This is a genomic window from Streptomyces sp. NPDC008313, from assembly GCF_042956125.1.
Taxonomy (GTDB): Bacteria; Actinomycetota; Actinomycetes; order Streptomycetales; family Streptomycetaceae; genus Streptomyces.
Genome location: NZ_JBIBFR010000055.1, coordinates 1 through 4,224, shown reverse-complemented (window position 1 = coordinate 4,224; position 4,224 = coordinate 1). Strand labels below are relative to the sequence as shown.

Genomic DNA, 4,224 nt, shown 5'->3' with positions numbered 1-4,224 from the left:
CAGCCCGCCCCCTTGTGGATACCGCATGCCCCGGTGATACCGCACGAGCGACGAGCCGTCAGCCCCTGCGACACCACGAGTTCAACCTCAGTAACTCGGGGTCCGGGAGAACGCGCGTACGGCGCTGCTGTGGCTTTGCGGGCGGGTGCGTCATGAGTGCGTGTCCCCGAGGTGTCGGCGCAACCGCACATTGCAGTCACTCACCGCACTTCCGTCGCCGTTCGCCTTTGCTCGGTCTCGGTCCTGCGCCACCTTGTCGCAGTGCGCGCACCCCGAAACCGGCGCGGGGGTGGTGACTGTCGCGGTGCTCTCCTGAGTGGCCATCGGTCCGCCGTTCCGTCTGTCGGCAATTCGGCGTCCAGCGTCCGGCCGTAATGGATCTCCGACTAGCGGCCACGTGTAGGCCAACTGTCGGCCAGACTGGACGCATGGGGAGTTCGATCGGGGCCAACATCCGGGAACAGCGGGAACGGCGCGGGTGGTCGCAGGCACGGCTAGCGCGGGAGGTTTGCCGGGCGGCCGGTGTGGTCGGTGATCCGGTCGGCCGACAGGAAGTCAGCCGGTGGGAGACAGGCAAGCGCACGCCGCGCGAATGGCTGCCGTTCCTCGCTGCTGCGCTGGCCGTTCCCGTGGATGCCCTCACAGCGCCCCAGGTGCCCGCAGAACCGCCGCTCCCCACGCTGGCCGACTTCCTGCCCGCCGAGGACCCCCTAGCGCCGCTGACGGCCCGTACAGGCGGCCGGGTCGGCATGGTCCAGGTGGCCGACTTGCAACAGCGGGTGCACGGCCTACGGCTCGCTGATGACGTGCTGGCCGGTGGGGATCTCATGCGGCCCGCTCTGCGGGAGCTTCGCAAGGCTGTTCGAATGTTCCGTAAACACTCGTACACCGAAACGACCGGTAGGCAACTCCTCGTGCAGATTGGGGAGTTGGCGCAGATCGCGGGGTGGATTGCCAGCGACGCCGGACAGCACGCCGAAGCAGAGCGCATCTACCGGCTAGGTCTCAGCGCAGCGACGCAGGCCGAGGACCGGACGCTAGCCGGGAACCTTGCCGGGTCTCTCGCCTACCAACTGTCCAACACCGGACGGGAGTTGGAAGGGCTAGACCTTGCTCGCGCTGCTCTCGACGGGGCCGGGCCGGACTCACCGGCAAAGGCTCGCGCGCTGTACTCCGATCGGGTGGCTTGGGCGGCCACGAAAGCGGGGGGAACCGAGAATGCCCAGCACGCAATGCGCGCCCTCGGGGAAGCGAGCGAAGCGCTTGCCGACGACAGCGAGGAAACCGAGGAACCGGCATACCTGTATTGGGTGGACGCCGGGGAACTCCAAGTAATGGAATCCCGCGTCTATACGGAATTGCGCCGCCCCCTCCGCGCTGTCCCGTTGCTGCGGGAAGTCCTCGGGAAGTACGACGCGACGCACACGCGCGAACTAGCCCTGTATCTCTCGTGGTTGGCCGTTGCGTACGCCGACGCGAACGAACCCGAGGAAGCGGCGGCCGTTGCCGAACGCGTGCTCTCGCTGTCGGCGGACGTGGCCAGCGAGCGGACAGCGGAACGGGTGCGGGTGGTGCTGGCCCGGCTCGCTGAGTACGCCGACGTACCCGAGGTGAGGGCCGTTCTCGACGCTGCGGCCTAGGAATCGCAGGCGGCGAAAACCCCTGGGAATGCTGGGAAGCAGTAACCCGCACGCCCGCAGCCGGCGAAAACCTCACCTTTCAATCGAAGGCACCCCGGAAACGCAAAGGACCCCCGACGGTCCGGACCCACAGCGGGGACGGTCCATCGGGGGTCCATCACCCCTCAACGTCAAGGGGTGGTTAGCGGGTGCCGCAGTTGCGCGGGTGACCGCTGATACGCACGCGGCCCGGTAGTCGGGGTTCCTCGGACTTATCAGCGGGCCGAACGATTGGGAGGCTGCGCCGGAATCGGTAGGCGACGAAACCAGGGCGGGCCGGTTCGTCCGAGGGTTCCCAACCATCCGGGCCGAGGACAACACGAGTAGGGCTCATCAGGCCCGCCCGTATGCGTCGAACAGTTCCTCTAGCGCTTCCGCACTCCGAGGATCATCAATACCGACAGCAAGTATTCGAGAGAACAGAGCTGCGTCTGATTCCGCGTCTCTCCCGAGTGCGGCACCACCCACGCTGAATGCCTCGTACGCCCGATGCCACTTCCTACAGCGGGAACCGCACCATGCCTGCAACCGACCCTTACTTCCCCGCCTACTACGCGGGTTCGTGCAGCCGAGGCGAATACACTGCCAACCTTCAAGCACGCGTGTTCTCCATTCGGTCACCAGCCATTGCGAGGTAACGGCGGCCGGTTCGCTCGGACACGCCGAAATGGTCGGCCAGCATGGGGCCGGTCACCTTGCGGCCATGAGTGGACAGCGCGGCAATGGCCGTCCGGATCACCTCGGGACTCGGCGGAGTGACCGGCGTACGTCCGGCCGTGACCGAGCGGGTGTCCTCGCTGTCCGGCCAAACCGTCTCCGTGGCCGTCTGCGGGCCGCTCTCGTCCTCGGCCGTCTCTCGCTGCGGGGCAACAGCCGAACGCGTCTCAGGCAGCCTCTCAGCGCGCTTACGACCGACTGTCGCAAGGTGCATCAAGTGACCGGCCACAAGCGGTGGAACGGCGGACACAGCGGCCACCAGGACCGGCCCGACGCTCACGTAACCGGCCATGATCAGATGCGCGATTACCTGCGCTGTCAGTGCGAGCGCGAGCGCCATTCCGGCACCGGCCTTTGCCGACCGGCTGTCCGGACACGTAGCGGCCATGACCGAAGCGACGGCCGCATAGGCGGACAGCACCAGCGGCATAAGCACGGCCACAGTCGGGGACCAACCGGCCAGCGTGGCTAGTCGGTATTCGCCCGGTGCGGACATTGCCAGCGCAGCGAGCAGGACAACCGGTCGGCCGCCCGTCGCTGCAATTCGTGCGTACAGGGGAAGTCTCATTGTGGGTTTCCTTTCTGGGAAAACGAGTACGCCGCTCAACCTGGGTGAAAGGAGGAAAGAACCAGGGAGCGGCGTACTCAACCGGCGGTAGCTACTCGCCGGGGCTTATGGGCCACCCCGTAACGTCAAGGGGTGGTGTGTGCATTGCGTGACCAATGGCAGGGCGGGCGGCATTACCCGCTGTGACGGCCGAGGCGTTCGGCGACCTGGTAACCCGTACAGACAGGGGCCTGCTATACGCTTGCGGTCCGGAAAGGGGCCTAAAGGGGGTCACCCCCCACCCCATTGACCACTCAGCGTGACACAGCGCGCTGTCACCCAGCGTGATATCCGAGGCGAATTCAGAGTGAATCGCAGCGAAGAACACAGCACCAGGACAGCGAGCGGGGCCGGTAGTCCGAGGACCGACCCCGCAAATCAAACGCCCTAGTGGCTGTAACTTCCGAGCGCACTTGCGTGTCGCATTTCCATGCGCGAGGCAGCTAGCTTGTCCTGCCATTCCTCGTACCGCTGATCGGCCAGCGCCGGGAGGGCGTCAGCAATGGTGCCTAGATCCTCGGTTAGCAGCGTGCCGCCCTTGATTGGGTCATCGCTGAGGACATACCGGCGAACGGCGCTCAGTGCCTCACTCAGCTTTGGCGCGGCCCAACTGTCGGTGTTCTCAGTGAATAGGTTCCCGTTCGCTGGCTCGCCGTTGAACTCGATATCCGCGACCACATCACCTAGCAGACCGTTTAGCGTGAAATCGCCAAGCAGCGTATACAGCTCGGCCAGCGCGGGAATCTCGGCGTCAAGTGCCTTGAATGCCTTCACCGCCGCAGCACGCCGCTTGAGGAATTCGACCGATACAGCCGCGCGGTATTCCGTGATGAACTTCCGGTCATCGAACAGCGCGTCATAGCTTCGCCGGGCCGCAGCGAGCCGGGGCAGGTTGGCACGGAATGCGGAAAGCGTGCCGTCTACGGCTAGCTTGGCGTCCTGGACCTTTGCGCCCATTCCAGCGGGCACGGCCTTACCGGAATCCGCCGCGCGAGCATGAGCCTTGACGGCCTCTAGGCGCGCGTCCTCGGCCGCCTCGGTGCGCTCATAGAACAGCTCGGTTAGCCGCTCCATTTCGCTGACAACGGCCTGTAGGGCCTGCCAACGATCCTCGGCCACCTTTGGTGCTAGCCTCGATCTTGCGTGACGGTCCGCCGACGGAGTCGGTGGACCGTTTTCGTGTTCTGGGCTGGGAGCGGGCAGGGCGAGTGCCCGAGTGTC

At 65.8% G+C, this 4,224-nt stretch carries 3 protein-coding genes; 1 reads left to right on the top strand and 2 read right to left on the bottom strand.

From position 1 onward, the window contains the following. Positions 1 to 428: 428 nt before the first annotated feature. Positions 429 to 1,640, top strand: coding sequence for a helix-turn-helix domain-containing protein (locus ACFY93_RS34490; RefSeq protein ID WP_391365875.1), 1,212 nt, complete (start codon positions 429 to 431; stop codon positions 1,638 to 1,640). Between the two features lie 631 nt (positions 1,641 to 2,271). On the opposite strand, the gene ACFY93_RS34485 is transcribed toward ACFY93_RS34490, so the two are convergent. Both ACFY93_RS34485 and ACFY93_RS34480 read right to left on the bottom strand, forming a co-directional pair. Beyond that, on the bottom strand, positions 2,272 to 2,964 hold the full coding sequence (locus ACFY93_RS34485; protein ID WP_391365874.1) for a hypothetical protein: 693 nt from the start codon (positions 2,962 to 2,964) through the stop codon (positions 2,272 to 2,274). Positions 2,965 to 3,390: 426 nt separating this feature from the next. Continuing rightward, positions 3,391 to 4,122, bottom strand: coding sequence for a hypothetical protein (locus ACFY93_RS34480; protein WP_391365873.1), 732 nt, complete (start codon positions 4,120 to 4,122; stop codon positions 3,391 to 3,393). Between the last annotated feature and the right edge of the window lie 102 nt (positions 4,123 to 4,224).